Origin of the sequence: Rhodoferax sp. (assembly GCF_012927445.1) — a bacterium.
GTDB lineage: Bacteria > Pseudomonadota > Gammaproteobacteria > Burkholderiales > Burkholderiaceae_C > Rhodoferax.
Window position 1 is genome coordinate 818,998 of the sequence record NZ_JABBPD010000004.1, and the last position, 25,004, is coordinate 844,001.

At 58.9% G+C, this 25,004-nt stretch carries 28 protein-coding genes and 5 pseudogenes; 5 read left to right on the forward strand and 28 right to left on the reverse strand.

Annotated features, from left to right (window positions below):
• Positions 1-34 precede the first annotated feature (34 nt).
• Positions 35-1,849: an ABC transporter ATP-binding protein/permease gene (locus HHJ17_RS09470; protein WP_296505607.1), complete on the reverse strand. Its 1,815-nt coding sequence runs from the start codon at positions 1,847-1,849 to the stop codon at positions 35-37.
• A gap of 40 nt (positions 1,850-1,889) precedes the next feature.
• Between HHJ17_RS09470 and HHJ17_RS09475 the strand changes: the two genes are divergently transcribed.
• Together HHJ17_RS09475 and HHJ17_RS09480 are read left to right on the forward strand one after the other, a co-directional pair.
• Positions 1,890-2,330, forward strand: a complete 441-nt coding sequence (locus HHJ17_RS09475; RefSeq protein WP_296500960.1) for an acyl-CoA thioesterase — start codon at positions 1,890-1,892, stop codon at positions 2,328-2,330.
• Positions 2,331-2,680: 350 nt separating this feature from the next.
• Positions 2,681-3,037, forward strand: a pseudogene (locus HHJ17_RS09480) (acyloxyacyl hydrolase); the annotation flags it as partial.
• Positions 3,038-3,107: 70 nt separating this feature from the next.
• Here HHJ17_RS09480 and HHJ17_RS09485 read toward each other — a convergent pair.
• From HHJ17_RS09485 to HHJ17_RS09505, 5 genes are all read right to left on the reverse strand, one after another.
• The gene (locus tag HHJ17_RS09485; RefSeq protein ID WP_296505608.1) at positions 3,108-3,596 is read right to left on the reverse strand and encodes a thioesterase family protein; all 489 of its coding nucleotides are present in this window, start codon (positions 3,594-3,596) and stop codon (positions 3,108-3,110) included.
• On the reverse strand, positions 3,596-4,300 hold the full coding sequence (locus HHJ17_RS09490) for a TetR/AcrR family transcriptional regulator (protein WP_296505609.1): 705 nt from the start codon (positions 4,298-4,300) through the stop codon (positions 3,596-3,598). Before HHJ17_RS09490 ends, HHJ17_RS09485 begins: the two co-directional genes overlap by 1 nt.
• A 98-nt stretch (positions 4,301-4,398) precedes the next feature.
• Entirely contained in the window at positions 4,399-4,950 is a 552-nt protein-coding gene (locus HHJ17_RS09495; protein WP_296500949.1) for a DedA family protein, read from the reverse strand.
• 69 nt (positions 4,951-5,019) lie between these two features.
• Positions 5,020-6,210, reverse strand: a complete 1,191-nt coding sequence (locus tag HHJ17_RS09500) for a PQQ-binding-like beta-propeller repeat protein (protein ID WP_296500946.1) — start codon at positions 6,208-6,210, stop codon at positions 5,020-5,022.
• 137 nt (positions 6,211-6,347) lie between these two features.
• On the reverse strand, positions 6,348-7,010 hold the full coding sequence (locus tag HHJ17_RS09505; RefSeq protein WP_296500943.1) for a carbonic anhydrase: 663 nt from the start codon (positions 7,008-7,010) through the stop codon (positions 6,348-6,350).
• Positions 7,011-7,288: 278 nt separating this feature from the next.
• Between HHJ17_RS09505 and HHJ17_RS09510 the strand changes: the two are divergent.
• Together HHJ17_RS09510 and HHJ17_RS09515 are read left to right on the forward strand one after the other, a co-directional pair.
• Positions 7,289-7,372 (forward strand): annotated as a pseudogene (locus HHJ17_RS09510) (CDP-diacylglycerol--serine O-phosphatidyltransferase); the annotation flags it as partial.
• A 267-nt stretch (positions 7,373-7,639) separates the two neighbouring features.
• The gene (locus HHJ17_RS09515; RefSeq protein WP_296500940.1) at positions 7,640-7,927 is read left to right on the forward strand and encodes a ferritin-like domain-containing protein; all 288 of its coding nucleotides are present in this window, start codon (positions 7,640-7,642) and stop codon (positions 7,925-7,927) included.
• Between the two features lie 101 nt (positions 7,928-8,028).
• On the opposite strand, the gene HHJ17_RS09520 is transcribed toward HHJ17_RS09515, so the two are convergent.
• From HHJ17_RS09520 to HHJ17_RS09575, 12 genes are all read right to left on the reverse strand, one after another.
• On the reverse strand, positions 8,029-8,793 hold the full coding sequence (locus HHJ17_RS09520) for an enoyl-CoA hydratase (protein WP_296500936.1): 765 nt from the start codon (positions 8,791-8,793) through the stop codon (positions 8,029-8,031).
• A gap of 29 nt (positions 8,794-8,822) precedes the next feature.
• Positions 8,823-10,019, reverse strand: coding sequence for an acetyl-CoA C-acyltransferase (locus HHJ17_RS09525; protein ID WP_296505610.1), 1,197 nt, complete (start codon positions 10,017-10,019; stop codon positions 8,823-8,825).
• A 13-nt stretch (positions 10,020-10,032) separates the two neighbouring features.
• Complete coding sequence (locus HHJ17_RS09530; RefSeq protein ID WP_296505611.1) at positions 10,033-12,444, reverse strand: 3-hydroxyacyl-CoA dehydrogenase/enoyl-CoA hydratase family protein; 2,412 nt, start codon at positions 12,442-12,444, stop codon at positions 10,033-10,035.
• Between the two features lie 79 nt (positions 12,445-12,523).
• Positions 12,524-12,955 (reverse strand): DUF2147 domain-containing protein, encoded by a 432-nt coding sequence (locus HHJ17_RS09535; RefSeq protein WP_296505612.1) that lies wholly within the window; start codon positions 12,953-12,955, stop codon positions 12,524-12,526.
• A 49-nt stretch (positions 12,956-13,004) separates the two neighbouring features.
• Positions 13,005-14,801: an acyl-CoA dehydrogenase C-terminal domain-containing protein gene (locus tag HHJ17_RS09540; RefSeq protein WP_296505613.1), complete on the reverse strand. Its 1,797-nt coding sequence runs from the start codon at positions 14,799-14,801 to the stop codon at positions 13,005-13,007.
• Between the two features lie 2 nt (positions 14,802-14,803).
• On the reverse strand, positions 14,804-15,520 hold the full coding sequence (locus HHJ17_RS09545; RefSeq protein WP_296505614.1) for a TetR/AcrR family transcriptional regulator: 717 nt from the start codon (positions 15,518-15,520) through the stop codon (positions 14,804-14,806).
• 169 nt (positions 15,521-15,689) lie between these two features.
• Positions 15,690-16,337 (reverse strand): nucleoid occlusion factor SlmA, encoded by a 648-nt coding sequence (gene slmA, locus HHJ17_RS09550; protein WP_296505615.1) that lies wholly within the window; start codon positions 16,335-16,337, stop codon positions 15,690-15,692.
• Positions 16,338-16,347: 10 nt separating this feature from the next.
• Entirely contained in the window at positions 16,348-17,238 is an 891-nt protein-coding gene (gene argB / locus HHJ17_RS09555) for an acetylglutamate kinase (RefSeq protein WP_296505616.1), read from the reverse strand.
• A gap of 65 nt (positions 17,239-17,303) precedes the next feature.
• Positions 17,304-19,169 carry a nucleoside-diphosphate sugar epimerase/dehydratase gene (locus HHJ17_RS09560; RefSeq protein WP_296505617.1) on the reverse strand — a complete coding sequence of 622 codons (1,866 nt, stop codon included), beginning with the start codon at positions 19,167-19,169 and terminating at the stop codon, positions 17,304-17,306.
• 109 nt (positions 19,170-19,278) lie between these two features.
• The gene (locus HHJ17_RS09565) at positions 19,279-19,761 is read right to left on the reverse strand and encodes a GNAT family N-acetyltransferase (protein ID WP_296500908.1); all 483 of its coding nucleotides are present in this window, start codon (positions 19,759-19,761) and stop codon (positions 19,279-19,281) included.
• Positions 19,754-20,023, reverse strand: a complete 270-nt coding sequence (locus tag HHJ17_RS09570) for a DUF1778 domain-containing protein (RefSeq protein WP_296500905.1) — start codon at positions 20,021-20,023, stop codon at positions 19,754-19,756. Before HHJ17_RS09570 ends, HHJ17_RS09565 begins: the two co-directional genes overlap by 8 nt.
• Before the next feature lie 90 nt (positions 20,024-20,113).
• Positions 20,114-20,428, reverse strand: a complete 315-nt coding sequence (locus HHJ17_RS09575; protein WP_296505618.1) for an H-NS histone family protein — start codon at positions 20,426-20,428, stop codon at positions 20,114-20,116.
• 224 nt (positions 20,429-20,652) lie between these two features.
• Between HHJ17_RS09575 and HHJ17_RS09580 the strand changes: the two genes are divergently transcribed.
• Entirely contained in the window at positions 20,653-21,660 is a 1,008-nt protein-coding gene (locus HHJ17_RS09580) for an adenosine kinase (RefSeq protein WP_296505619.1), read from the forward strand.
• Here HHJ17_RS09580 and HHJ17_RS09585 read toward each other — a convergent pair.
• The 10 genes and pseudogenes from HHJ17_RS09585 to HHJ17_RS09630 form a co-directional block, all read right to left on the reverse strand.
• A complete protein-coding gene (locus tag HHJ17_RS09585) occupies positions 21,657-22,217 on the reverse strand; it encodes a sugar transferase (protein ID WP_296505620.1) in 561 nt (186 codons plus the stop codon). The two genes, HHJ17_RS09580 and HHJ17_RS09585, sit on opposite strands and share 4 nt — an antisense overlap.
• A gap of 231 nt (positions 22,218-22,448) precedes the next feature.
• Complete coding sequence (locus tag HHJ17_RS09590; protein WP_296505766.1) at positions 22,449-22,523, reverse strand: hypothetical protein; 75 nt, start codon at positions 22,521-22,523, stop codon at positions 22,449-22,451.
• Positions 22,524-22,606: 83 nt separating this feature from the next.
• A pseudogene (locus tag HHJ17_RS09595) lies at positions 22,607-22,741 on the reverse strand (stability determinant); the annotation flags it as partial.
• A gap of 61 nt (positions 22,742-22,802) precedes the next feature.
• A pseudogene (locus HHJ17_RS09600) lies at positions 22,803-23,158 on the reverse strand (sugar transferase); the annotation flags it as partial.
• A complete protein-coding gene (locus HHJ17_RS09605; protein WP_296505621.1) occupies positions 23,158-23,343 on the reverse strand; it encodes a hypothetical protein in 186 nt (61 codons plus the stop codon). The gene HHJ17_RS09605 and the pseudogene HHJ17_RS09600, both read right to left, overlap by 1 nt.
• 131 nt (positions 23,344-23,474) lie before the next feature.
• Positions 23,475-23,663 (reverse strand): type II toxin-antitoxin system HicA family toxin, encoded by a 189-nt coding sequence (locus tag HHJ17_RS09610; RefSeq protein ID WP_296505622.1) that lies wholly within the window; start codon positions 23,661-23,663, stop codon positions 23,475-23,477.
• On the reverse strand, positions 23,660-23,962 hold the full coding sequence (locus HHJ17_RS09615; protein ID WP_296505623.1) for a DUF1902 domain-containing protein: 303 nt from the start codon (positions 23,960-23,962) through the stop codon (positions 23,660-23,662). Before HHJ17_RS09615 ends, HHJ17_RS09610 begins: the two co-directional genes overlap by 4 nt.
• Positions 23,963-24,103: 141 nt before the next feature.
• Positions 24,104-24,241, reverse strand: a pseudogene (locus HHJ17_RS09620) (sugar transferase); the annotation flags it as partial.
• A gap of 199 nt (positions 24,242-24,440) precedes the next feature.
• On the reverse strand, positions 24,441-24,761 hold the full coding sequence (locus HHJ17_RS09625) for a transcriptional regulator (RefSeq protein WP_296505624.1): 321 nt from the start codon (positions 24,759-24,761) through the stop codon (positions 24,441-24,443).
• Positions 24,762-24,773: 12 nt separating this feature from the next.
• Positions 24,774-24,983 carry a hypothetical protein gene (locus HHJ17_RS09630; RefSeq protein WP_296505625.1) on the reverse strand — a complete coding sequence of 70 codons (210 nt, stop codon included), beginning with the start codon at positions 24,981-24,983 and terminating at the stop codon, positions 24,774-24,776.
• Positions 24,984-25,004 lie beyond the last annotated feature (21 nt).

Genomic DNA, 25,004 nt, shown 5'->3' on the forward strand with positions numbered 1-25,004 from the left:
GCACGAGGGCTACAGCCAAAAAACACCAAAAAGCCTACTCAGCCGTCGACTGCTGCAGCGCCCACATCGATGCATAGCGCCCATTGGCCGCCAGCAACTCCGCATGGGTGCCGCGCTCCAGAATGCGCCCGGCGTCCATCACCAGAATCTCATGCGCATCGACCACGGTCGATAAACGGTGCGCAATCACCAACGTCGTCTTGTTCTGCGCCACGCTTTGCAGCTCAGCCTGAATCGCACGTTCGTTGGCGGAGTCCAGCGCCGAGGTGGCTTCATCAAAGATCAGGATCGGCGGGTTTTTCAGCAGGGTGCGGGCAATCGCCACGCGCTGCTTTTCGCCACCCGACAGTTTGAGGCCACGCTCGCCGACCATGGTGTCGTAGCCTTTGGGCGTGGCGCTGATGAAGTTGTGAATGTGGGCCGAGCGCGCGGCCTCCTCTACCTCGGCGCGCGTGGCGCCGGGTTTGCCGTAGGCGATGTTGTATTCCACCGTGTCGTTGAACAGCACGGTGTCTTGCGGCACGATGCCGATCGCCTGCCGCACACTGGCCTGCGTGACCTGCTTGATGTCCTGCCCGGCAATCAAAATCTGGCCGCTCTGCACGTCGTAGAAGCGAAACAGCAGCCGCGCCAGCGTCGACTTGCCCGAGCCCGAGGGACCGACCACCGCCACGGTTTTGCCGGCCGGTATTTCGAAGCTGATGTCATGCAGGATCGGCCGCGCCGGATCGTAGGCAAAGTTGACGTGGCTGAAGGTGACGTTGGCGCCGTCCACCTTGAGCGGCTGCGCGCCCGGCACATCGGCAATTTCGCGCTCGCGCTCCATCAGGGTGAACATCTTGTCCAGGTCGGTCAGGCTTTGCTTGATCTCGCGGTACAGCACGCCCAGAAAGCCGAGCGGAATGTAGAGCTGGATCATGAAGGCATTCACCATCACCAGGTCGCCCAGCGTCATGCGGCCATCGACCACGCCTTGTGTGGCGCGCCACAGCATGGCGATCAGGCCGGTAGCGATGATCAGTTGCTGGCCGGTGTTGAGCAAGCTCAGGGTGCGCTGACTCTTGAGCGCGGCCTTGCGGTAACGCTCCAGGTTTTCGTCGTAGCGGTGCGCCTCAAACTCTTCGTTGTTGAAGTACTTGACGGTTTCGTAATTGAGCAGCGAATCGATGGCGCGGCTGTGCGCCTTTGAATCGAGTTCGTTCATGACCTTGCGAAACTCGGTGCGCCACTCGGTCACCATCACGGTAAAGCTGATGTAGAACACCAGCGCAATGAGGGTGATCCAGGCAAACCAGGCGTCAAACTTGACCGCCAGCAGCGTGAGCACCATGGCCACTTCAATCAGCGTGGGAATGATGCTGTACAGCGAGTACGAGATCAATGAATTGACGGCCCGCGTGCCGCGCTCGATGTCGCGCGTCATGCCGCCGGTCTGGCGCTCCAGGTGAAAACGCAGGCTCAAAGCGTGCAAATGGCGGAACACCTGCAACGAGATGCTGCGCGAGGCGCCTTCGGTGGCCTTGGCAAAAATGAGTTCGCGCAATTCGGCAAACAAGGTAGTGGACAGGCGCAGCAGCCCATAAGCAAACAGCAGCGCCACCGGCACCACCAACAAAGCGCTGGCGTCGATGCCGCCTTTCGGGTTCATGGTGTCAATGAGCTGCTTGAGCAACAAGGGCACGCTGACGTTGGCGGTTTTGGCGCCGACCATGAAGGCCAGCGCCGCCATCACGCGGTACTTGTACTCCCACAAATACGGAAACAGGCGGCGCAAGGTGGCCCAGTCGGAGCGGGGAGAAGGGGTGGTGGACGCCGAGGCGACTTCGTGGTGAGAGCCAGAGCGGCGCATGGGGGACAATCGATTAGCTTAAACAACCTTGATTGTGCCCATGTCTGCAAACCCTAGCCCGAACCCCGCTGCCAAGAGCCACTCGACCGGCGTGACATTGCCGACCGACCAGGAGCTGGTGCTCAAGGTCATTCCCATGCCCGGCGACTGCAACGCCAATGGCGACATTTTTGGCGGCTGGGTGATGGCCCAAGTGGACCTGGCGGGCGCTGTCGTGCCGGCACGCTATGTGAAGGGGCGCATGGTCACGGTGGCGGTGAATGAATTTGTGTTCAAGCATCCGGTGCGGGTGGGCGATATTCTGTCGTTTTTCGCCAAGCTGACCCGCATCGGCCGCACCTCGATCACGGTCAAGATTGAGGTCTTTGCCGAACGTTTTGGCTCGGAAAACGAATACACCAAGGTAACGGAAGCATCGCTCACCTATGTGGCGATTGACGAGCACGGCCAGCCGCGCGAAGTGCCGCAAAAGCTGATTTGAGTTTGCTACTTTATTTATAGCTACCTGCGCATACAGGACGGCGGCTAGCGGTAAATTTCATCATTATTTTTTGAAGACGGCCGTGAACACCGCGGCCCTCCCCGCCGCCAGCAGCGGGGGACAAAGTGTGGCGACCCTTGATTTTTATCTATGGCACGCGAATTTGCCTAACGACACGCCCGCTGTTTTGTGTTCGACTCCTTCATCCAACTTCATCTTCGTGGAAATAAATGATGCGATTTATGCACTGGAACCACCTTCTCGCCTACCTCGCCTTGACTGCTGCGCATGGCGCGGCGCAGGCGCTGGATGCCACCTCCCTCGAACTGGCGGTTGGCGAAAAAGTGCAGATGGTCCGTTTGGGGGCGCAATGGGACTGGGAACGCCGCTGGTTTCAATCCAATGGCACCCACATTGGCGGCTACTGGGATTTGTCGTTGGCGCAATGGCGCGGCACGCACTACCAGAACATCGAAGGACAAACCCAAAACATCACCAGCATCGGTCTGACGCCGGTCTTGCGCTTCCAGCAGGAAAGTAAAAAAGGCTTTTACGCGGAAGCAGGGATCGGCATCCATCTGCTGTCCGAGCTTTACGACAATGACAACAACCACCTCTCAACCCATTTCCAGTTTGGTGACGAAGTAGGGGTCGGCTATGTTTTCAACAACAAGCTGGACATGGGGTTAAAGCTGCAGCATTTTTCGAATGGCGGCATCAAGAAACCCAATGACGGCATTGATTTCACCTCCATCCGCGTCCGCTACATTTTTTATGTCAGGACACGATATAGGCCGCCGAGCCGGTCGACAGCAGCTTGCCGTCCGCCCCCAGAAACTCCATGCGGGTGGAGGCCACGCGCGAGCCCAGACGCATCACCTCGGCACGCAATTCAAAATAGTCGCCAATGCCGGGACGCAGGTAGTCGATGCGCAAATCAATGGTGCCGAGTTTGCTGAACCTGTGCAGGCGCTGCATGGGCGTCTCGTCCATGTGGCGCGCGCCAATGGCGGCCATCACCGCCAGGCCCCCCATGGCGTCCAGACCGGCGCTGATGACACCCCCGTGGAGCCGGTTGTAACTGAAGTGGCCAATCAAATCGCGCTTCATGTCGATACGGGCCCGGACCTGGGTCGATTTGAGGGAGGTGATCTTCAGACCCAGCACCTGGTTGAACACAATCATTTCCTCAAAGACTTGGGGCAGTCCGGCAACAAACTCTTCTTCAAATTCAATTTCGGCCGGGACGGCGAGGTGTTGGGTCATCAAGATTCCTTAAAAAACAAAGCGAGTGCGGCATCGGTCAATTCGTCCAGCGACGCCTCCTTTTGGGAGTCAAACCACTGCACCGACCAGTTCAACGCGCCCAGTATCAGCAGCCGCGACAGCTTGACTGGCGCGTGTAAGCGGCCACTCGCGTGCAGGGCTTCCAGCACCGGCGTCCAGGCCGATTCGTAGTCCACTTGCAGCTGGGCCAGCGACGCTCGTTGCGCGGGATTCAGGGAGCGACGTTCGTAAAGCATCACGGGAACAAAGTCGTTGCCCGGCCCCAGCAAGGTGCCAAAGTGGGCGCGGATCAGTCGCCGGAGGTGCATCAAGGGCGCCTCGGCTGCGGGCACCGTGCCGGCGTCCACTGATTCCAGCTCAGTACCCAGCAGGGCTCGGGCTTGCCGTGCGATGGCCGCGTGCATGCCCTCCTCCATCACAGCGTAGAGCAGCGCGTCCTTGCTTTTAAAGTGATAAAACGGCGAGCCACTGTGCATGCCGACGGCTGCCGCGATGTCACGCGTGCTGGTGGCGTCAAAACCCTGGTCGCGAAACAAGCGGGCGGCCGCGGTGATCAATTCATGCCGGCGGTTGCCGTCGTCGCGCTCTTCTTCGGTCTTGCGTGGCCGGCCGCGCGAGCGCTTGGGCGACGGGTCAGGCGGCGACTTGGCAGACAAATGGAGGGACGGAACGGGAGCAGTCATTGCGCCGAAGCATACCCAGATTGTTTATTTTTAGCAAGCAAATGCTTTGTGAAATAAAGCGGCAAAACCTTGTGCGTTTTCGCGCTAGTCCGTCGGGGTCAGTGCGGGCGGCTATTTCTGATCCACCAGATGATCATGCCCACGGCTGCCAAACTGAGCAGGAGCCACATTTCAAGATGCCGGATGTCGCCCAAGGCGGCTTCAGCGGCTCGACCAAACACCCAGCCGATACCCGCAACCAGACCCGCCCAGAGCACTGCGCCCAGCGCGTTGAGCAGACCAAAGCGCACCCTTGATATCGGCGACATGCCCAGCAGCACCGGCCCGGCGATGCGCAATCCGTAGGCAAAGCGTATGCCGATGATCACGGCCGTGTGATAGCGGTCAATCAGACGCCGGAGCCGATCAGTCTGTCGTGCCACCGATGGCCAGCGGGCCAGAACGGCGGGGCCATGCCGGCGCCCGAGACAAAAATAGAACTGGTCACCCAAAAATCCGGCCGTTGACGCAATACCGATCACCGCCAAAGGGTTGAGGTAGCCCCGGTGCGCGGCGAAGCCGGCCAGCACCAGAACCGTTTCACCTTCCAGCAGACAGCCAATTGCCAGCACCCAATAGCCATGCGTTTCAATCAATGCGCCCAAAGTCATAAGGCTCTCCTGTGCTGCATAGATGTCCTTGTATCTTGGGGATGACAGCGCACCGGGGCGCCGTTGGCCTTATTTGCGCCTGGCGGTTTTCCAGTCGCGAAACACGTCAATGTCAAAGCCGTCGGGGTAATTCAGCAAGCCGGGGGTGTGGCCCTTTTTACCTTTTTCACCGTACTGCCAGATGATTTCCTTGGTCTTGCGGTCGATCACCATGACGCGGTCGTTCAAATCGTCCACAACCAGAATGTCGCCGGTATCGGGCAGTTCGCGGGCAATGGAGGAATGGTCGAGCGCCTTGTCGCCGTCCTTGACGAAGTATTCCCAGCTGACTTTGCGCGTCAGGGGATCGAAGATCACCACGCGGCCGGGCTTCCAAAAGTCGGCCACGATGATTTGCTTGCCGTCCACGGTGGGAAAGGCATCCGACGGGTAGTGCATGTTGGGCGCCTTGACGCTCCACAGCACCTTGCCTTCACGCGTGATGCGCGAGATCCAGGCGTCGGTGATTTCGGTCACCAAAATGTCGCCGTTGGCCAGCGGTGTTGCACCATTGGCATGGGCCAGTTCATGCGGCGGGTTGTGCCGGCACTTGCCCGGCGTGCCCCATTGGGTGACGATCTTGTTGTCTTTCGGGTCGATGATGACGACACGGCAGTTGCGGATGTCGGCGGTGATGAACTTGCCGTCGGCCAGCAGGTGCGCGTCGTCCGGGTAATTCAACAGGTTCGGGCCGCTGCCGCGGGTGTCGGGCGTGCCGTAGGTCCAGGTCAGGGCGCGCTTTTCATAGTCCACGATATGCACGTCGAAGTTGTCTTCTTCGCTCACGGCCAACTGCTTCCCGTCCATCGAAAAGTTGACGTCTTCGTTGCCGCGGTAGACCTTCAGGCTGGGCGAGGGAAATTCCCACACGATGCTTTTGTCCGGCGCGATTTCTATCAGCCGGTTGTTGCGCCGGTCGGCGATGACGATCGGGTATGGCAGGGGCTTGCCCCAGGACGCCACCGGATTGGTGCGGTTGCCCGTCACCGGCGGAATAGGGGGGAGCGTGACACCGCTGGAGACCATGCCGGCGCCGGTCATCTCGGGCGTGACCTTGACTTCGATCCCGGCTGATTTGGCGGCTTTCTCCGCGGGAGGCGCGACGGGTGTGGCAACTGCTCCGGTAGCGGCCAAAACAGGCAGGGCCAGCGTGAAAGCGGCCAGGCCAGCGCACACGGCGCGCAGCGGGGCCTTGCGGCGTAAAGGGGGTTGCGGATGCATGCGGATTCCTTGGGTAGCGATGACAATAACAATCTGCCAGCGAGGGCAAAGGCGGCATTATTCAGCAGCTGTGCCCGACCGACCTTGACCTGCGGCAAGGGAGCGCAGTTCAGCGCGCCGAAACGGTGCGCTACGGGCTAAAGACTTTCCAGCACCGCGCGCTGGTGCAGCGGCTGCACCGCCCGGGCGTTGTCGGCAAAGCGTTTGCGGTAGCGCGCCAGCTGCGCGGCCGAGAGTTGCAGCGGCTGTTTCATGACGATCCAATCGACGCCCTCGGTGCAGGGCGGCGCGGTCACCGAGCCTGGGTAGCGGTAGTAGCCATGACTGGCCGGCAGCAGAGCGCGGGCATCCACGGTTTTGCCGGGCAGCGTGTGGGCACCGTCCGCACGGGCGGGAATCAGCGGCAGCAGCGCTTCGAGCAGCGGGTTTTCGGCACCGACGCGAAACAGCACCACCAGCGCCAGCAACTGCCCGGATTGACTCTTGTGCAGCAGGTGTGCCGCCATCGGGAAATTCTCACCGGCAATGCGGTCGCCACCCGGGGTGTGGAAGTGGAACTGCTGCAGCGTGTAGCGCTGGGGGCCAATGTGCAACTGGCTGCCGTTGGCAAAGCGCACGCGCACCGTGTGGCCATCATCAGCCAGCTTGAGCGGTGCCGCCCGGTAGTCAAAGCTCAGGTCCGGCAGCGGTTGGCGCGTGGTGCTGGTGATGTCAATCGGCGACTGGCGCAGCCCACTGTCGCAGGTGGAAGCAAGGGCGGTGGCGGCAGAGAGCAACAGGGGCAAGAGGAGAAGCTTCATGCGCTGAGCATAGCGCCAATCATGCTATATAAATAGTAGCTGCCTGCGCTTATGGGACGGGGGCTAGAGGTTAATTCGACCTGATCAGACACCTGCCTCAGACAGACTTTATTTTTAGACTGGTCCTCATATATTGCTTTTACACACAGCTTTGTGAGGTGGTAGGCCATGGCAAGGAATCGAATCCAGTTCCAGGCAGGTTGATCAATGCGAGACTCAAAGTCAATATGGCAGCGAGGAACAGTGCGAAAGCGCATTATTTACCTCCTGGATTTACTGGTTTCACATTGCACCCACTTGTATTGGGGTTCACACTCTCTGGCTCATTGATGGTCAGTCGCCTCAAGCGCCCCAAGCTCTAAACGGCCTAGTCCCTTGCGGCCCATGCAAGTCGGCTTTAAGTAGAGGCCGGACTAGCGAGAGAGACCCTCCGAGGACAGTCAGCAGAGCCAGTTCGGTGGACCCTTCTGCCCGAACAAGTGATGACGTGACGTCCTTGCGATTTCGCAAGAAAGGGCTTAACGTTTTCGCATACGCTTATCTGAAGGCTGTAAAAGTGTTGAAAAGCCTGAAGAAAATTGTTTTTTGCGCGCCTTTGCGCAATCCTGGTCCATCAAAAGGAGACAGAAATGTCCAGTATCGGTTATCACGAGCCCATCGAGGAACTGTCCGAAGGAACGCGCGACATGCACAGGGCCGTTGTTTCCCTGATGGAAGAACTAGAGGCAATTGATTGGTATAACCAACGCGTGGATGTCTGCAAAGACGTTGAACTCAAGGCAATTCTTCAACACAATCGAGACGAGGAGAAAGAGCACGCGGCCATGCTGTTGGAGTGGATTCGGCGCAGAGACCCCAAGTTGTCTGGCGAATTGAAAGACTACTTGTTCACCGAAAAGCCGATTACGGAACGGTGACGCGGCCCCTGACCCTTGGGAACGAATTGCTTATAGCAGTACGCGAACCACGGGTAGAAATCAATCCACCCTTATTGGGCAGCGGCAAAAAACCTAATTGCTTAAACCTTGGAGAAATCCGGCTTGCGCTTCTCCATGAAGGCCGTGAACGCTTCGCGTGCGGCGGGTTCGCGCAACATGCGGCCAAAGCTGCGACCCTCCTCCACCATGCGTTCAGCCACGATGCTGGCCTGGCCTTTGCGCATCAGGCGCTTGGTCTCGATCAGCGAGGCCATCGGTTTGGTCGCCAGCTTTTGTGCCTGGCGCTGGGCCAGTGCCGCCGCTTCGGCGGGTGGCACGATGCGGCTGATGAGCCCCATCTCCAGCGCCGCCTCGGCCAGAAACGGCTCACCCAGCAGCAGCGCCTCGGCCGCCCGGCCGTAGCCCATCAATTGCGGTGCCAGGTAGCTCGACGCCGCTTCCGGGCACAAACCGAGGTTGACAAAGGGCATGGAAAACGCCGCGTTGTCACCCGCATAAACCAAATCGCAATGAAACAGCATGGTGGTACCAATGCCGACCGCCGGGCCACACACCGCCGCCAGCACGGGCTTGGTGAAGGTGCTGATGCCGCGCAAAAAGCGAAACACCGGCGCATCCAGCGTGTCGGGCGGCGCACCGAGAAAGTCCGCAATGTCGTTCCCGGCGCTGAAAATGGTCTCGTGCCCCTGGAACACCACCACACGCACCGCGTCATCGGCCTGCGCCAACGCAAGGGCGTCCGCCAGGGCGGTGTACATCGCACCGGTGAGTGAGTTCTTTTTGTCCACGCGGTTCAGGGTGAGGGTCATCACGCTGGCACTGGTGTCGATCAATATATCGGTCATGCTGTTCTTTCGTTTGTCAGGAGGCCTGCTTACACCCGCTCAAAAATTCCGGCCGCGCCCTGTCCCATGCCGACGCACATGGAGACCATGCTGTACTTGAGATGGTTGCGGTGCAGCGCGTGGATGGCGGTGGCGGAACGGATAGCCCCGGTGGCGCCCAGCGGGTGACCGAGTGCAATGGCGCCGCCCATCGGGTTGACCTTGGCCGGGTCCAGCCCCAGCGTGTTGATGACTGCCAGCGACTGCGCGGCAAACGCCTCGTTCAACTCAATCCAGTCGATGTCGTCCTGCTTCAGGCCGGCGTAACGCAGTGCCGCCGGAATGGCTTCAATCGGACCAATGCCCATGATGTGCGGTGGCACGCCTTTGGCGGCAAAACTGACGAAACGCGCCAGCGGTTTCAGGCCAAATTGCTTGACCGCTTTTTCGCTGGCCAAGATCAGGGCACCGGCACCGTCCGAGGTTTGCGAACTGTTGCCAGCCGTCACCGAGCCGCGGGCGGCAAACGGTGTTTTCAGCTTGATCAGGCCTTCCATTGAGGTATCAAAGCGCGCGCCTTCGTCCAGGCTGACCAGCCGTTTTTTCTCGATGACTTCACCGGTCGCCAGATTGGGGGAACGGTCAATCACTTCCACCGGCGTCATTTCATCGGCGAAGTGACCGGCTTCCATGGCCGCCAGCGCCCGTTTATGGGACTCCACGGCGAACGCGTCCTGCGCTTCGCGGCTGATTTTCCACTGCGTTGCCACCTTCTCGGCGGTCAGGCCCATGCCGTAGGCAATGCCGATGTTTTCGTCGTTGTTGAACATGGCGGGCGACAGCGACGGCGTGTTGCCCATCATCGGCACCATGCTCATGCTCTCCACGCCGGCGGCAATCATCACATCGGCTTCACCGACGCGAATACGGTCAGCCGCCATTTGCAGCGCGCTCAAGCCCGAGGCGCAAAAGCGGTTGACGGTGATGCCGCCGACGCTGGTCGGCAAGCCGGCCAGCACCGCACCAATGCGCGCAATGTTCAGACCCTGCGGCCCTTCGGGAATGGCACAGCCGCAAATCAGGTCTTCGATCATGGTCGGATCGAGCGAGGGCACTTGCGCCAGCGCCGCATGCAGCGCCTTGACCAGCAGGTCGTCCGGGCGGGTGTTGCGGAAAAATCCACGGTGCGAACGGCCAATGGGCGTGCGCGTGGCGGCAACGATATAGGCTTCTTGAATTTGTTTCATGGTCTTCTCTTGATCAGTTGCGAACCGGCTTGCCGGTGGACATCATGCCCATGATGCGTTCCTGCGTTTTGGGGTGAACCAGCAGTTCACAGAACGCGCGGCGCTCCAGCGTCATCAGGTACTCTTCATCCACCAAACTGCCGGCATCGATATCGCCGCCGCACACCACGTTGGCGATCAGGCTGGCGATATGGAAGTCGTGCGCGCTGATGAAACCACCGTCGCGCATGTTGACCAGTGAGCCCTTGATGGTGGCAACACCGCTGCGCCCAGCGACCGCGAACAGGCGCTTGTGCGGTGCGCGGTAGCCGCCGGCAAACAGGGCCTTGGCCTCGTTGATGGCGACAAACAGCAACTCGTCCTTGTGCGGCACGATGACATCGCTCTCCAGCAGGAAACCGAGCTTGCGCGACTCCAGCGCGCTCGTTCCCACCTTGGCCATGGCGGCAGCAGTGAAGCCTTCGGTCAAGAACGGCAGTAAATCCTTGCCGGTCGAGGTTGCGGCATTCTCCGCCGCACGCCGTGCAATGTAGGTCAGACCACCGGCACCGGGCACCAGACCCACGCCGACTTCGACCAGGCCGATATAGCTCTCCATGGCGACCACGCGCCGGGCCGAGTACACCGCCAGTTCACAGCCGCCGCCCAGCGCCAGACCGCGCACGGCCGACACGACCGGCACGTTGGCGTAGCGCAGTTTGAGCATGGCCTGCTGCATCTCGGCCTCGGCGCCGTCAATGGCCGACACGCCCGCGGCGGCGAAGCCCATCAGCACGGACTGCAGGTCGGCACCGGCGGAGAACAAGTCGTCCGGCGACCAGATCACCAGGCCCTTGAAGTCGGCCTCGGCCAGCGCCAAGCCTTGCATCAGGCCTTCGACTACGGCGGGGCTGATGGCATGCATCTTGGTTTTGATGCTGGCAATCAGCACCTCGCTGTCCTCATCGCCCGGCAGCGTCCACAGGCGAATCGCTTCGTCCTCAAACAGTGTCTTGCCGGCGGTTTCAGCCTTCGGCGTATGGGCCCCCAGCACACTCTCGGGAAAGTGCTGCCGGGCATAGACGGGCAGACTGCGCGGTTGCACAAATTGTTGGGTGGTCGGATTCCAAGACCCTTGCGCGGTGTGCACGCCACCGGCCTCGGCGACCGGGCCGTTAAAGACCCAGTCCGGCAACGGTGCGTTGCACAGCGCCTTGCCGGCGTCGATGTCTTCCTTGACCATGTTGGCCACCGCGCGCCAACCGGCTTCTTGCCACAGCTCAAACGGGCCCTGCTTCATGCCAAAACCCCAGCGCATGCAGAAGTCGACGTCACGCGCGTTGTCGGCAATCGAGGCCAGATGGACGGCGGCGTAGTGGAAGCTGTTGCGCAGAATGGCCCACAAAAACTGGCCCTGGGCGCCTTCGCTGTTGCGCAACAAGGTTAGGCGTTCGGCGGCCGGCTTTTTCAGCATGCGGCCATAAACCTCGTCACCCTTTTGACCGCCCGGCACATACTCTTTGGTTTCAAGGTCAAAACGCAAAATATCGCGACCTTGCTTCTTGAAAAAACCGGCCTTGGCCTTCTGGCCGAGACTGCCCATCTCCAGCAAAGTCTTGAGCACGTCGGGCGTGGCAAAGCTCTCGTAAAACGGATCGCTCTCCAGGCTCAAAGTGTCCTGCAGCGTCTTGATCACATGCGCCATGGTGTCCAGCCCCACCACGTCGGCGGTGCGGAAGGTGCCGGAACTGGCGCGACCCAGCTTTTTGCCGGTGAGATCATCCACCACGTCGTAGGTCAGGCCAAAATTCTGCACCTCTTTCATGGTCGCCAGCATGCCGGCAATGCCGACGCGGTTGGCGATGAAGTTGGGGGAATCTTTGGCCCGTACCACGCCTTTGCCCAGGGTGCTGGTGACAAACGCTTCCAGGTCATCCAAAATTTGCGGCTGGGTGGTGGGCGTGTTGATCAGCTCCACCAGCATCATGTAGCGTGGTGGGTTGAAGAAGTGAATGCCGCAAAAGTTCGGCTTGATTTCCTGCGGCAATGCTTCACTCAGCTTGGTGATCGACAGGCCCGAGGTGTTGGAGGCGATGATGGCGTGCGGCGCCAAAAAGGGCGCGATCTTTTTGTACAGATCAAGCTTCCAGTCCATGCGCTCGGCAATGGCTTCAATCACCAGGTCACAGTCCTTGAGCAACTCCAGGTGCTCTTCGTAGTTGGCCTGCTGGATGAGACCGGCGTCTTCCGCCACGCCCAGCGGCGCGGGCTTGAGCTTTTTCAGGCCGTCAATGGCCCGGGTCACGATGCCGTTCTTCGGCCCCTCTTTGGCGGGCAGGTCAAACAGAATGACCGGTACTTTGACATTGACCAGATGGGCCGCAATTTGCGCCCCCATCACGCCGGCACCTAGCACGGCGACTTTTTTAACTTGAAAGCGGGACATGGTTGTTCCTGAAAATTAAATGGAAGACCTTTGCGGGACAGACCGCAGCCGCGTAGCGACAAGCTCTGTCCTCAACGGCTTAAGGGATGCGAATCCAGGTTTGGTTTCGAAAGAAGAAGGCGATGTAGCCCCGGACTTCGAGCTTTTTGCCGTCCTCGATCGGGGTCAAGCGCAAGGTGTATTCCTTGCCGTTGTCCGGGTCCAGAATCTTGCCGCCCTCCCAGACCTCTTTGCCCTCGGCTTTTTTGGCGCCGCGGATGATCTCCATCCCGAGCTTGGGCTTGCCCTTGCGATCGTCGGCGCACAGGTCGCAGTTAGGCTCGGCACTGGGCTTCAGCGCTTTTTCGACCACCCCGGTAAGCACGCCGCCGGCGTCCGCACTGATGCGAATCTCGGCCTTGGGCTGCCCCGTCTTGTCGTCAATGCTGCGCCACACCCCAACGGGCGTCATTTGCGCCAGCACGGGGAATGTCAGCGCTCCTAAAACAATAGCTATCAATGACCTGTACATAAGGGCTCCTTGGCTAAAAGACTAAAACTCCGGGGACCGGGGGCTGCACTCAGGCCAATGCGGCGTCAGTGTCCATCAACACCTTGCTGCCAGCGCGGGCCGTGCGCATCAGCGTGGCGGTTTCCGGGAACAGCTTGGCAAAGTAAAAACGGGCTGTTTGCAGCTTGGCCAGATAGAACTGGTCGGTGTTGCCCGCGGCGATCTCCCGCAGCGCCACTTGGGCCATGCGGGCCCAGAAGTAGCCAAACACCAGGTGCCCGGCCACGCGCAGATAGTCCACGGCCGCAGCGCCCACTTCGTCGGGATTCTGGAAGCCCTTGAAGCCGATTTCGGTGGTGAACTTGGTCATCTGGTCGCCCAGAATGGCAATCGGCGTGATGAACTCGGACATCTTCTCGTTGACGCCTTCCTCATTCACCAGTTGGCTAATGAGCTTGCCAAACTTCTTGAGCGTGGCTCCGTTGTTGCCCAGGATCTTGCGACCCAGCAAATCCAGCGACTGGATGGTGTTGGTGCCCTCATAGATCATGTTGATGCGGTTATCGCGCACAAACTGCTCCATGCCCCATTCCTTGATAAAGCCATGGCCGCCGAACACCTGCATGCAGGCATTGGTGGAGATGTGGCCGTTGTCGGTGATGAAGGCCTTGACGATCGGCGTCAGCATGGCCAGCATTTCGCCGGCGTCTTTGCGCACTTTCTCGTCCGGATGGTTGTGCTCTTTTTCCAGCAGCATCGAGCTGTAGCACATCAGGGCGCGGCCGCCTTCGGCATAGGCTTTGGCGGTGAGCAGCATCTTGCGCACATCGGGGTGCACGATGATCGGATCCGCCGGCTTGTCCTTGGCCTTGGTGCCGGACAACGAACGCATCTGGATGCGGTCTTTGGCATACGCCAGCGCGTTTTGATACGCCACCTCGGTCAGCCCGAGCGACTGGTTGCCCACGCCCAGACGCGCCGCATTCATCATCACAAACATGGCGTTCATGCCCTTGTTGGGCAGGCCCACCATCGTGCCGACCGCGCCGTCGAGCACGATCTGCGCGGTGGCGTTGCCGTGGATGCCCATCTTGTGCTCCAGGCCACCGCAGTAAATGCCGTTGCGCGCACCCAGCGTGCCGTCCTGATTCACCAGCACCTTGGGCACGATGAACAGGCTGACGCCCTTGATGCCGACCGGCGCATCGGGCAGACGGGCCAGCACCAGATGAATGATGTTGTCCGCCATATCGTGTTCACCGGCACTGATGAAAATCTTGTTGCCGGTGAGCTTGTAGGTGCCGTCGGCTTGCGGCTCGGCCTTGGTGCGCATCAGGCCCAGGTCGGTCCCGCAATGCGGTTCGGTCAGACACATGGAGCCGGTCCACTCGCCGCTGGTCATCTTGTGCAGGTAGGTCTGCTTTTGCTCTTCGGTGCCGTGGGCATGCAGCGCAGCGTAGGCGCCGTGCGTCAAACCCGGGTACATGGTCCAGGCCTGGTTGGCGCTGTTGAGCATCTCGTAAAACATCTGGTTCACCACCAGTGGCAAGCCCTGGCCGCCAAAGGCGGGGTCGCAACCCAGCGCGGCCCAGCCGCCTTCGATGTATTTGGCGTAGGCTTCCTTGAAGCCCTTGGGCGTGGTGACGGCATGGGTGGCCTGGTCGATGCTGCACCCTTCGGTGTCTCCGCTGATGTTCAGCGGGAAGGCCACATCAACGGCAAATTTGCCGCCTTCTTCCAGCACGGCATTGATGGTGTCAACATCCAGGTCCGCGTGCTGCGGCATGGTCTTGAAATCGGCGACGACGTTGAGCACTTCGTGCATCAAAAATTGCATGTCGCGCAGGGGTGGGGTGTAGGTAGGCATGCTTACTTCTCCTTGAGGGCGGGGTTTGATTTGATGGGAGGTGTTGATGCGGCAACAGCAGACTTGCCATAGCGCGCGAGAATGTTTTCGAAGCCTTTGTTGGCGCGCTCGGTCGACACCGGGTTTTGCAAAAAGCGGGCTTCGTAATGCAGGGCCAGAATGAGGCCGTGAATCTCAAAAGCCATTTGTTCTTCGTCGGCATCTTCATTCAGGTGGCCCGCCTCTTTGGCCTGCACCACGGCGCGGTACAGCGCCGCCAGCCAGGTCTTGACCGAGCTGGCCAGCGCGTCACGCACCGGCCCCGGCCGGTCGTCAAACTCAACGGCACCGCTGATGAAGATACAACCGGACTGGAGTTCGACTGCCACGCGTTTCATCCAGTTGTCAAACAGTGCCCGCACACGGGGCAAGCCACGGGCTTCATCCATGGCCGGAGAAAAAACCTCGTCGGCAAAACGGGCGTAATACTCGCGAATAACGGAAATCTGCAGCTCTTCGCGCGACCCAAAGTGGGCAAAGACCCCGGATTTACTCATCTGGGTCACTTCGGCCAAGGCGCCGATACTCAGGCCTTCCAGCCCGATCTGCGCGGCCAGTCCCAAGGCGGCATCAATAATCGCCTGCTTGGTTTGTTGCCCTTTTTGCAAGGCACGCCCGCCGCGCGAGCTTGGGCGCTGGCTGGAGCGAATGGGTTTAACGGATGAATCAGAAATAGACATAAGGCACGAAAAAGAACGATCGTGCTATTTTGCCGTATTTTTCTCTGATCACGGCGCACCGCGGCCAATTTTTAGAGAGATTTTTCTAGAGGTCACAAGGGTTTACCCGATGACATCCGTGTTTAACCAGCGCGCTATTAGCGTTATTCCCTATTGAATATCGCTTTTTTTAAAGCATCAGTGCCAGGCTGGCTTCGAGATGTTCCGAGGGCAGACGCTTGAAGCCCGAACGCGCAAAGCGCTGCAGACGTCCCACCAAAAAAGCGGTCAACACGGACGCCTGCACCTGCGTGTCCACGGTGGGCGTGGCCGAACCACTCACCTCGGCCGCACTGCGCAGGCTTTGCTTGAGGCTGGACTCGATCTTGTCAAAAAACTGGTTCATGCGTTGCTGCAGGCGTTCGTTTTCAAATACCAGCGCATCGCCCACCATGACGCGCGTCATGCCGGGATTTTTCTCGGCGAACTGCATCAACATGGCCACCACTTTGCCCGCCTGGCGCGGGCCTGCGGCGTCGCCCTCCCGGTTGGCGATCTGGTTGATCAGCAAAAACACTGTCTGTTCAATGAAGTCAATCAAGCCCTCAAACATCTGGGCCTTGCTGGCAAAGTGACGGTACAGCGCGGCCTCGCTCACTTCCAGGTGCGCCGCCAGTGAGGCGGTGGTGACGCGCTCGGCACCGGGCTGCTCCAGCATGGTCGCCAGCGCCTGCAAAATCTGCACCCGGCGCTCGCCCGGTTTCGGGCGCTTGCGGACCGGAGGGGTGATCTCAAGGCCGGATGCGGGTTGAAAAGAGGAAGACTCGACGTCAGACATGGTGCGGCGCTCAGTGCGAACGAATCATCGTGCCGAAAGCCTGGTCGGTGAGGATTTCAAGCAACAACACGTGCGGCACCCGGCCATCAATGATGTGCACCGAATTCACGCCGCTTTTGGCGGCGTCCAGCGCGCCACTGATCTTGGGCAGCATGCCACCACTGATGGTGCCGTCGGCAAACAACTCATCAATCTGGCGCGCACTGAGGTTGGTGAGCAACTTGCCCTGCTTGTCGAGCACGCCACTGATGTTGGTCAGCATCATCAGTTTTTCTGCCTTCAATACCGTGGCCAGTTTGGCCGCGACGACGTCGGCGTTGATGTTGTAGCTCTCGTTGTTTTCGCCAAAGCCGATCGGGCTGATGACAGGTATGAAGGCATCGTCCTGCAGCGCCTTGACCACGCTGGGGTCGATGCTGACGATATCGCCGACCTGGCCCACGTCATGCTCTTTGCTGGGGTCCTGGGTGTCCAGCAGCTTGAGCTTTTGGGCCCGGATCATGCCGCCATCGCGCCCGGTCAGGCCCACCGCCTTGCCGCCCGCCTGGTTGATCAGGCCGACAATGTCCTGCTGCACTTCGCCCGCCAGCACCCACTCCACCACTTCCATGGTTTCGGCGTCGGTCACGCGCATGCCCTGGATGAACTCACCCTTTTTACCCAGTCGCTTGAGCGCCGTTTCAATCTGCGGGCCGCCGCCGTGCACCACCACCGGGTTGATGCCGACCAGCTTGAGCAGCACCACATCTTCCGCAAAGTCAGCCTGCAAGGCCGGATCGGTCATGGCGTTGCCACCGTATTTGATGACCATGGTCTTGCCATGAAACTTGCGGATATAGGGCAGCGCCTGCGCCAGTATTTCGGCCTTGTCGCGCGGGGGAATCTTGGAAACGTCGGTCATGGGGTCTTGCTCATAGCGTGAGAAATATCAATGGGCAAATTGTGCCCCATGTTAGAGCGTCATCGTCATTGCGGCGCATCCCCATATCCATGCACACAAATCTGCAGCACCGCCTTGATGGCGGCATCATCATTGTCGTCAGCGCCTTGGCGTAGCGTCTGCAGATGCAACGCCAGATCCGACCAGGTTAAGCAGTCCTCGTGCGCTTTCATGATGCGGGGGTGCGCCGTGCGCTCGGGGTTGTCGCCAATCAACAATTCTTCGTACAGCTTTTCACCCGGGCGCAGACCGGTAATTTCAATGTCAATGTCGCCACTGGGCCGGTGCTCATCCCGCACGGTCAGGCCGCTGAGCTGCACCATGCGCCGCGCCAGATCCATGATCTTTACCGGCTCGCCCATGTCCAGCACAAACACGTCGCCCCCCGCGGCCATGGCCCCCGCCTGCAGCACCAACTGCGCCGCCTCAGGAATCGTCATGAAATAGCGGGTGACGTCGACGTGCGTGACGGTGAGCGGGCCGCCTGCGGCGAGTTGCCGGCGAAACAGCGGCACCACACTGCCACTCGAATCCAGCACGTTGCCAAAACGCACCATCGTGAAGCAGGTTGGCGAGTCTTCTGCGGCCAGCGCCTGCAGCACCAACTCGGCCATGCGCTTGGTGGCGCCCATCACGTTGGTGGGCCGCACCGCCTTGTCGGTGGACACCAATACAAAGCGTTTGACACCACTGGTCTGCGCCGCACGGGCCATGTTCAGCGTGCCAAACACATTGTTGGCCACACCTTCACCCGCGTTGTCCTCGACCATGGGCACATGTTTATAAGCGGCGGCATGGTAGACCGTGGCCGGGTGGTACATGGCGCACACCGAGAGCAGGCGCGCATAGTTGGCCACACTGCCGAGCAGCGGCACCAACTCGACGGCCAAGCCACTGGCGGCACAGAGGCCCTGCAACTCCTGGTGAATGCTGTACAGACCAAACTCATTGTGGTCCAGCAGCAGCAGCTGGCGCGGCTGTTGCAGCACAATTTGCCGTGTCAACTCACCACCAATGCTGCCACCGGCCCCGGTCACCAGCACCACCTGGCCCGCCAGGTCGCGCGCGATCAGCTCGGCATTCGGCGGCACCGGGTCGCGGCCCAGCAGATCTTCAACATCCAGCTCACGAAAATCCTGTACCGTGACGCGGCCACTGGCCAAATCCGCCAACGCCGGCAGCGTTCGAATATGCACCGGTAGCTCGCGCAAACTGTCAATGATGCTTTTGCGGCGATCTCTTGACACACTGGGTAGCGCCAGCAGAATGTCCGTCACCCCTTGCTGAGTCACCACACCCGGGACTTCTGACGGCGCAAAAACCGGAATACCGTTAATGCTGCGGCCGACTTTGGTCGGATCGTCATCCACAAAACCGAGTAGCGCAAACTGCCTTGAGACGCGCAAGGCAGTGGCTGTTTGCACGCCTGAAGTGCCCGCACCGAAGATCAACAAGCGTCCTTCGTCCTTGGCCGAGGCATTACCCAGATCAGCCAACCAGAACCGGGCAACGGCCCGGCTACCCCCCACCAAAAACAAAAACACCAAGGGCTGCAGCACGCCCAAGGTCCGAGGCACACCAGGCCACTGCCGCCATAACAGGATGCCCAGCAAAAGCATGCCGTACACCAACACGGCCTGACCCGTCGCCTGCAATGCCGCCTGCCCGGTGTATCTGAAAATCGCCCGATACAAACCAAACTTGACAAATATGGGTACGGCCAAAACCGGCGCTAGCCCATACACCCACCATTGCGCGCCCTCTGGCCAATGCGGCGTATCCAGCCGGAGCGTGAAAGCGATCCAGGTAGCCACCAATGCCAAGACGACATCAAGCGCCACCACAACCAAACGCTTTACGGCACGCGGCCAACCCAAAACCCTGCTTTGCATTTAATACCCTTGATTTAGTTCAGCTCTTGGTGGTGAATTTTTCTTTGGATTATCCTTGAGCCACCCATCCCGTCGGCCAACGCGGCATCGGCCCACAACCATTCCTCAGTCAAACCAGCGGCAAGTAAAGCGTCATCGGCGAATCCGTGCAGGGCGTGAACCCGTAGTGCTCGTAAAAAGTCTTTGCCTGAACATGCTTGGCATCAACGATTAACGCGAATGCTGCCACTTGCTTGCGGGCCTGCAGGCAGCGATCGACGGCGCATCCCACCAACAACTTACCCAAGCCCTGGCCTCGCTGGTCGACGCGACAGGCCAGCCGCCCCATCCGAAAACACGGAATTGGGTAGCGCGGCAGCTTCTTTCGGTCCACATCACTGAGTTGCAGCACATCAACCTGAGCCGCACTGAGTGTGTAGTAGCCAAGGATCAGACTGGGGCGGCCCGCGTCCACCAACACATGGACCGTGCTCACACCCTTTCGGCTGTGCTGCACCGCGAAGCGGTGAAGGTAATCATCCAGCGCCGGCATGCCACAGGTAAAGCCAACGCGGTCATGAAGCGATGGATCCAGCGCATGCTCTTCAAGCACGCTTGACCTTGGCAGCCGCAGTCAATGCGCCTTTGAGGGCTGCGTTGGGGGTGAACGCGCTGTTGAGTGCTGCGGTAAAGGCGGCAAAATCGCGCTGAGACAGCGTGATTCGCGATTCGCGGTCCAGCAAGGTCTGCGCCTTCTCTTTGGCAGCAGCACGGACGAAACCAGCCATCGTCGTACCCATCAGGGTTGCAGCGCGGGAAACGATATCCTTGTCTGCGGCATCCATCTTCAGATCAAAACGGGCGGTTGCGGTCATGGTAGTTTCTGCTTTAAATATGAATACGGCATTTTACCGTATTCATTCCAGTGCAAAGCTTTGCTCTGCATTTAGCCCGCTTGATTCACATCAGCTCTTGATTGCGAACTCTTCTTTGGTTTTGCCTTGCGCTACCAGCGCCGCCAGCCAACGCGGCATCAGACCCCGACCACTCCAGGTTTCGCCGTTGGGACCCCGAAATTTGGCAGCCGCCGGCTTGGTGGCGGGCGAAGCCGCCTTGCGAACGCGCCCTTTGACAGCTTCCAAGTCTTTCAGGGTGATGCCAAAAGCGGTCATTTTGACCAGTATTTCTTGCACCGTTTTATCAAACTCCTGCGCCCTGATTTCATTCGCCTGCTTTTGCAGTTTTTCTATCTGATTTTGAATCTCGATTAAATTATTCATGACAAATACCTTGCTATTTAAATTTAAAAATCCCTGAATAGACTAACTTCTACTATTTTTAATAAATCACATTATCTCTTCACAAAACATTCAAAACCGAGAGGAATATGTTTTATACAAATTATTCTTTGCAAGTATTTCAATATCGCGCATCAACCGCCAGCCGATACACTTCAAGCCTTCGGCGAGACTCGGCACTTTTGCCAAATCAAAAACAATTAACCATGAAAACCTACGACCTTTACGCCATCGGCAACGCGCTGGTGGACTCTGAATACGAAGTGTCTGACAGCCAACTCCAAGCCATGGGCGTGGACAAGCGGCACATGACCTTGATCGACTCCGCGCGACGTTCTGAATTGCTGGGCCACCTGCAAGCCAGCACCTCGCGGCGCACCGGCGGCGGCTCGGCGGGCAATACCGTGGTGGCGCTGGCGCAACTGGGTGGCAAGGCGTTTTACTCTTGCCGCGTGGCGGATGATGAACTGGGCGCGTTTTACACCCAGGACTTGATCGCTAACGGCGTGGCGACCAACCTTACCCACACCCCCCCCGCACCGGGCCAGACCGGCAGCTGCATGGTCATGGTGACGCCCGATGCTGAGCGCAGCATGAGTACTTTTCTGGGTGCAACCGCCGACTTGGACCATACCGCCCTGCACGAACAAGACATTGTCAGCGCCAAGATCTATTACATGGAAGGCTACCTTGCTGCCTCGCCCACCGGGCTGCAGGCGGCGCTGCAGGGCCGTCAAATCGCCCACGATGCGGGCGTTGCGCTGGCCACCACCTTGAGCGATGTGAGCATGATCAACTTTTGCCGACCGGGCCTGGACGCCATCATCGGCCAAGGACTGGACTACTTATTCTGCAACGAGGAAGAAGCCCAAGTCTGGTGTGGCTCGCAAGACCTGCAACTGATCTGCCAGCAAATCAGCCAACTGGCCCGCACCGTCTGCCTGACACGCGGCCCCTTGGGTTGCGTGTTGCTGGAGGGCGCACAACAAACCACGGTGCCCGCCGCCCCTGTCAAAGCGCTCGATACCAACGGTGCCGGCGACATGTTTGCCGGGGCGTTTTTGTACGCCGTCACGCACGGCCACAGTCACGCCCAAGCCGCCTGGCTGGCGAATCAGGCTGCCGGGCAGGTCGTCAGCCAATACGGCAACCGGCTCACACGGGAGACCATGGGCAGCATCAAAACCCGCTTTGGGGCGCATGTAGCCGGTTAATGCGACACCCCGTCGCGGCGTAGCACCTTCACAAAAGTGAGCCACAAGATGCGAATGTCAAACCACAGCGACTGCCGGTGCAAATACTCCACATCGAGCTTGACCTTGTCCGGGATTGGCAGCTCATCGCGTCCATTCACCTGCGCCCAGCCGGTCAGGCCGGGCATCAGCGCCTGCACGCCTTGTCGGGTGCGCAACTCAATCAAATCGTGCTGATTAAACAGGGCGGGGCGCGGCCCCACAAAACTCATGTCACCCACCAGAATGCTCCACAGCTGCGGCAACTCGTCCAAGCTGCTCTTGCGCAAGAAGCTGCCGATGGGCGTCAAGTAGGCATCCGGGTTGTTTAGCAAATGCGTCGCCACCGCAGGGGTGCCGATCTGCATGCTGCGGAACTTGGGCATTTTGAAAATGGTGTTGTTGCGCCCCACCCGGTCAGACCAATACAGGGCTGGCCCTTTTGAAGTCAGGCGCACCGCCAAGGCGACGAGAGCAATCGGCAGCAACAAGACCAGCCCAGCGCAAGCGCCTGCGAGCAGATCAAACAGTCTTTTCATTACGATGCATCGTCATTGCGAGGAGCGTAGCGACGCGGCAATCCATATTCGTCATGTCCCACCATTGTCTGCTGCAACCCTTCATCGATTAAGAGCGGCGGGACACAGCCCAACGGCTGCCTAATGTTTGTGTCTTCCAATGGGAAACTTCTGAACATTTGCGCCATACGCTTCAAAAAGAATAGCTGCTCACGCATACAAGACGATGGCTGCAGCCATAAACGTTAGAAATCAAGTTGGGTACTGCTGGCGTGCGTGCAAAACGCGTAGTACATCGATAACGTCCCGCTCAACGCGATAGACCACGATGTAGTTGGGATGGGTGCGCAAGTAATGGGCCTATGACTCGCCTCTATTTCGTCTATGAGGGCGTCCATTTCCGCCATGACTTGATCATGAGGAATGCTTGGCCTTGGGTCGTCTATCGCTTCCTTCACTTTGGCACAAAACCATTGATCGTAGCTGGCTGCCTCTTCTTCGCTCGCAAATTCAAAAATCCGCGGGTCAAGGGTTGCGGTGTTCATGCGTTCTCCAGATCGGGTTGTCGTGTTGGAATATCAACACTAAGCAATTGTGCATCGATTTTCCTGGCACCAACGCATGCACACCTTGCCGGGTACGCAATTCAATCAAATCGTGCTGATTGAACAGGGCTGGGCGCGGCCCGACAAAACTCATGTCGCCCGCCAGAATGCTCCACAACTGCGGCAGCTCGTCCAGGCTGCTCTTGCGCAAGAAGCTGCCGATGGGCGTCAAGTAAGCATCCGGGTTGCTCAGCAAATGCGTCGCCACCGCAGGGGAGGTGTTGCGCCCACCCGGTCAGACCAATATAGCGCCGGGCCTTTTGAAGTCAAGCGCACCGCCAAGGCCACCAGCACAATCGGCAACAACAAGACAAGGCCAGCGCACCCGCCTGCGATCAGATCAAATAGTCTTTTCATTACGTTACATCGTCATAGCGAGCGAGCGTGTCGTCATTGCGAGGAGCGCAGCGACGTGGCAATCCATGAACCCCATCCCCCACCGCCCGCCGCAGTCCCCCGTCCACCGACATCGGCGGCAGCCAGCCCAACAGGCTGCGCGCTTTGGAAATATCGACCTGCAAATTACCGCATAGGCGCTGCATCGCATCGCAATACTATTCAAAAACAATAGCTGCTCACGCAGTGTTGACGGGGGCTACAGCCCTGAAAGCTATAAATTAATTGGAAGCTGACCCCAATTGCATCCTTACTTTTTCAATTAATCACATCGGATCTAAAACTTATGATCAATACCGGCTTGCTTCATGATGCCGTTGGCTGTGTGCCGCGATTCACAATTTGTAGAAACAGTCTGATTGCGCACGCCATTGCTCCAAATTTGGTGCGATGTGCCGTTTTGTCTGATGATTTTGTAACCATGCAGGCGCAGTATCTCAGCCACCTGTTTGTAAAAACCATTCATGCTGCATGAGGTAGCTCTGAGCTAAGCCTGAAGTCGGCGCGTGCCAGAGGCTTCGGTTGATGCAGCGCTAGCTCAAGCAAGCTAGATGCCGCCAATAGGGCTTCATTTTTCAAATCTTCAAGGGTACGCCCCTCGACGATAAGACCATCCAAATCCGGGCTTTGAGCAATATAGACATTGGCTTCCGGATCATGCGATATATCAACACGCAAGCGCACAGGCAGACCCATGCGGGCCAACACCTTCCAAAACGGAAAACCAACTCTGTACATCTTTATTCCCTTTGTAAACCAATCCATTTGATGACAAACTCTATCACGAATACCTTGAATACCTTCGCGGCTGGGGAGCAGCTACAACATACCAACCCCCTGCAGGAGCGGCGCCCTCGCCGCGGTTGACTTCAAACCCCATCGGCCCGAGGCGGGCCACCTACAAAGACCATTCACCTGCGCCCAGCCGGTCAGGCCGGGTACCAGTGCATGGACACCTTGCTGGGTGCGCAATTCAATCAAATCGTGTTGATTAAACAGCGCATGGCGCGGCCCCACAAAACTCATGTCACCCACCAGAATGCTCCCGTCCGCTGGCACCACCGGCACCCAGCCCGGCAACTGCCGCGCGTTCGCGATATCCACCTGCAAATTGCCGCACAAGCGCTGCATCGCATCGCCATACTATTCAAAAACAATAGCTGCTCACGCAGTGTTGACGGGGGCTACAGCCCTAAAAGCTATAAATTAATTGGAATCTAACCCCAATTACCGACTCCGAAAGTCAGGCCATGACCACGGTTGTGCGAATTTCCACCTGGAGTGAGCGCTTGATGGCGGCAAAAATTGCCGAGATATTGCTCATCGTGGGATTGCCTGACTTCGACAGCATCCGGTGCAGGCTCTTGGCTGGTTTGTGAATGTCTTGCGCCAAAGACTCGAAGCCTACAGTGGCATTCACCAAATCGCGCAGGATCAATTTGGCGGTATCGGGTTCGCCATCAAAAAATAGTGTTACAGCTTCATCCAGCATTGCCTGCGCAAAAGCCGGATCGTTTTGCACACGAGCAACAACGGTATCCTTGAAATCCCGGGTCAGTGCCATATCACATTCCTTTCAGTATTTGAGCCTTGCGCCGCTTGTAGTCCAATCGATTTTGTATTCACCAATGCCACGGAACCACTCCACGTTGGAAAGATTACCCTGCTCCATTCGCGCCGCGGCCACGCTGACCTTGGCAGCGACCATCGCATCCAGTGTGCCAAACCAGTCGGCGTAGGGGCTTTTGCCGTCCGACAGCAGCAGTTCTTTGACGTGGTAAGTCATAAGGCAAATAGTAACATATAT

What these genes read in the sequence shown, in the direction of transcription:
- HHJ17_RS09575 (WP_296505618.1), bottom strand. Translation starts at nt 20,428, where the DNA reads ATGAATAATTTAATCGAGATTCAAAATCAGATAGAAAAACTGCAAAAG.
- HHJ17_RS09475 (WP_296500960.1), top strand. Translation starts at nt 1,890, where the DNA reads ATGTCTGCAAACCCTAGCCCGAACCCCGCTGCCAAGAGCCACTCGACC.
- slmA (WP_296505615.1), bottom strand. Translation starts at nt 16,337, where the DNA reads ATGTCTGACGTCGAGTCTTCCTCTTTTCAACCCGCATCCGGCCTTGAG.
- HHJ17_RS09605 (WP_296505621.1), bottom strand. Translation starts at nt 23,343, where the DNA reads ATGCAGCGCCTATGCGGTAATTTGCAGGTCGATATTTCCAAAGCGCGC.
- argB (WP_296505616.1), bottom strand. Translation starts at nt 17,238, where the DNA reads ATGACCGACGTTTCCAAGATTCCCCCGCGCGACAAGGCCGAAATACTG.
- HHJ17_RS09610 (WP_296505622.1), bottom strand. Translation starts at nt 23,663, where the DNA reads ATGAATGGTTTTTACAAACAGGTGGCTGAGATACTGCGCCTGCATGGT.
- HHJ17_RS09570 (WP_296500905.1), bottom strand. Translation starts at nt 20,023, where the DNA reads ATGACCGCAACCGCCCGTTTTGATCTGAAGATGGATGCCGCAGACAAG.
- HHJ17_RS09625 (WP_296505624.1), bottom strand. Translation starts at nt 24,761, where the DNA reads ATGGCACTGACCCGGGATTTCAAGGATACCGTTGTTGCTCGTGTGCAA.
- HHJ17_RS09485 (WP_296505608.1), bottom strand. Translation starts at nt 3,596, where the DNA reads ATGACCCAACACCTCGCCGTCCCGGCCGAAATTGAATTTGAAGAAGAG.
- HHJ17_RS09495 (WP_296500949.1), bottom strand. Translation starts at nt 4,950, where the DNA reads ATGACTTTGGGCGCATTGATTGAAACGCATGGCTATTGGGTGCTGGCA.
- HHJ17_RS09525 (WP_296505610.1), bottom strand. Translation starts at nt 10,019, where the DNA reads ATGAAACAAATTCAAGAAGCCTATATCGTTGCCGCCACGCGCACGCCC.
- HHJ17_RS09560 (WP_296505617.1), bottom strand. Translation starts at nt 19,169, where the DNA reads ATGCAAAGCAGGGTTTTGGGTTGGCCGCGTGCCGTAAAGCGTTTGGTT.
- HHJ17_RS09500 (WP_296500946.1), bottom strand. Translation starts at nt 6,210, where the DNA reads ATGCATCCGCAACCCCCTTTACGCCGCAAGGCCCCGCTGCGCGCCGTG.
- HHJ17_RS09530 (WP_296505611.1), bottom strand. Translation starts at nt 12,444, where the DNA reads ATGTCCCGCTTTCAAGTTAAAAAAGTCGCCGTGCTAGGTGCCGGCGTG.
- HHJ17_RS09470 (WP_296505607.1), bottom strand. Translation starts at nt 1,849, where the DNA reads ATGCGCCGCTCTGGCTCTCACCACGAAGTCGCCTCGGCGTCCACCACC.
- HHJ17_RS09545 (WP_296505614.1), bottom strand. Translation starts at nt 15,520, where the DNA reads ATGTCTATTTCTGATTCATCCGTTAAACCCATTCGCTCCAGCCAGCGC.
- HHJ17_RS09630 (WP_296505625.1), bottom strand. Translation starts at nt 24,983, where the DNA reads ATGACTTACCACGTCAAAGAACTGCTGCTGTCGGACGGCAAAAGCCCC.
- HHJ17_RS09585 (WP_296505620.1), bottom strand. Translation starts at nt 22,217, where the DNA reads ATGAAAAGACTGTTTGATCTGCTCGCAGGCGCTTGCGCTGGGCTGGTC.
- HHJ17_RS09505 (WP_296500943.1), bottom strand. Translation starts at nt 7,010, where the DNA reads ATGAAGCTTCTCCTCTTGCCCCTGTTGCTCTCTGCCGCCACCGCCCTT.
- HHJ17_RS09490 (WP_296505609.1), bottom strand. Translation starts at nt 4,300, where the DNA reads ATGACTGCTCCCGTTCCGTCCCTCCATTTGTCTGCCAAGTCGCCGCCT.
- HHJ17_RS09520 (WP_296500936.1), bottom strand. Translation starts at nt 8,793, where the DNA reads ATGACCGATATATTGATCGACACCAGTGCCAGCGTGATGACCCTCACC.
- HHJ17_RS09615 (WP_296505623.1), bottom strand. Translation starts at nt 23,962, where the DNA reads ATGGATTGGTTTACAAAGGGAATAAAGATGTACAGAGTTGGTTTTCCG.
- HHJ17_RS09515 (WP_296500940.1), top strand. Translation starts at nt 7,640, where the DNA reads ATGTCCAGTATCGGTTATCACGAGCCCATCGAGGAACTGTCCGAAGGA.
- HHJ17_RS09580 (WP_296505619.1), top strand. Translation starts at nt 20,653, where the DNA reads ATGAAAACCTACGACCTTTACGCCATCGGCAACGCGCTGGTGGACTCT.
- HHJ17_RS09535 (WP_296505612.1), bottom strand. Translation starts at nt 12,955, where the DNA reads ATGTACAGGTCATTGATAGCTATTGTTTTAGGAGCGCTGACATTCCCC.
- HHJ17_RS09540 (WP_296505613.1), bottom strand. Translation starts at nt 14,801, where the DNA reads ATGCCTACCTACACCCCACCCCTGCGCGACATGCAATTTTTGATGCAC.